Raw genomic sequence first — 1,403 nt, forward strand, 5'->3', positions numbered from 1 at the left:
TTGTCTTGTCCTAAAATAGGTTTACACAAAATGTAAACTAAATGAAGAAAGAAAAGTATGTTTTCAGCGAGTCTCTTAAACGCTCTATCTTAGATCAGGTTCTAAGTGGCTCAATCACCAAAGAGGAAGCTCGTCGCCGATATGGCATAAAGAGCAAGAGTGGAGTTTTATATTGGCTTCGCAACTATGAAAAGTATGGAACATGTTCACTAAATTTGCTCAACCATCCCATGCCATTGAACCCAGAAGAACCAACCCCGCCTGAACCGTCTGCCGAGGAACTAAAATTTCGTATCAAGGAATTGGAGCGTCAGTTGAGCGATGAGCAACTTCGGTCAAATGCCTACAGCCTAATGATAGATATTGCCGAGCGGGAACTTAAGGTGCCCATCAGAAAAAAGTCCAATACCAAGTAATCCGCGAGATGAAGGATTCCTACGCCATGGTTAGCCTTGTGCGTTTGTGTCGGTTGCTTGGTGCCACAAGGCAGGCCTATTACCAGCATTTCTGGCAGATGGAAGCCACCGGTATCGAAGAAAGCCTAGTCCTTGAAAAAGTACGTTCCATCAGGAAATGCCATCGTGCCATGGGCGGTCGGAAACTTTATGAGATGCTGCATCCATTTCTGCTGGAACACCAGATCAAGATGGGCAGGGATGCGCTCTTCGACCTCCTTTCCTCCAATGGCCTGCTGGTAAAAAGACGTCGAAGGGCATATATAACCACTTTCTCCAGCCATTGGCTCAGAAAATGGCCCAACCAGATCAGGACAATGGAAGTTGCCCGTATCAACCAGTTGTGGGTGAGTGATATCACATACTGGAAGGTTGGGGAAAGATATTTGTACGTTAGCCTGGTCACAGATGCCTATTCACGCAAGGTAGTTGGCTATCACCTGGCAGATACATTGGAGAGTGTAGAGACCATAAAAGCACTTGAGATGGCGCTGGCAAGACTGCCCATCAGCCTTGAGCATCCACTGTGGCACCATTCCGACCGCGGTGTCCAGTATTGTTGTGGAAACTATGTAAAGCTGTTACAGGATAGAGGAATTGGAATCAGCATGACCGAGAATGGGGACCCTCTCGAAAATGCCATTGCCGAAAGAATAAATGGCATCCTTAAACACGAATACCTGAACCAATACAGAATCAACAATATAACAGATGCAAGAGAGTGCCTGCGATCTTCAGTCGAACTATACAACAATGAAAGACCGCACTTTAGCATTGGCCTGCTAACACCAGAACTTGTACATTCACAAGAACTGAATGTTGAAAGATTATGGAAAAACTATTATACAAAAAATACTAAAATTGTAAACCCATTACAGGACAATGAAAAAACTGTAAATCAATATCAGGATTAAATAAAAAACTGTAAACTTTTTTTAGGACGATACA

General features: G+C 43.8%; 2 protein-coding genes. Both read left to right on the top strand.

Annotated features, from left to right (window positions below; genetic code table 11):
• Nucleotides 1-41: 41 nt before the first annotated feature.
• Nucleotides 42-416, top strand: coding sequence for a hypothetical protein (locus tag EZ428_RS23875; RefSeq protein WP_131555856.1), 375 nt, complete (start codon nucleotides 42-44; stop codon nucleotides 414-416).
• Between the two features lie 8 nt (nucleotides 417-424).
• Nucleotides 425-1,369 carry an IS3 family transposase gene (locus EZ428_RS23880; protein ID WP_131555857.1) on the top strand — a complete coding sequence of 315 codons (945 nt, stop codon included), beginning with the start codon at nucleotides 425-427 and terminating at the stop codon, nucleotides 1,367-1,369.
• The last annotated feature ends 34 nt before the right edge of the window (nucleotides 1,370-1,403 follow it).

The organism is Pedobacter frigiditerrae, assembly GCF_004331645.1.
Classification (GTDB): Bacteria; Bacteroidota; Bacteroidia; order Sphingobacteriales; family Sphingobacteriaceae; genus Pedobacter; species Pedobacter frigiditerrae.

Coding starts and splice junctions, on each gene's coding strand:
- EZ428_RS23875 (WP_131555856.1), top strand. CDS start 42: ATGAAGAAAGAAAAGTATGTTTTCAGCGAGTCTCTTAAACGCTCTATC.
- EZ428_RS23880 (WP_131555857.1), top strand. CDS start 425: ATGAAGGATTCCTACGCCATGGTTAGCCTTGTGCGTTTGTGTCGGTTG.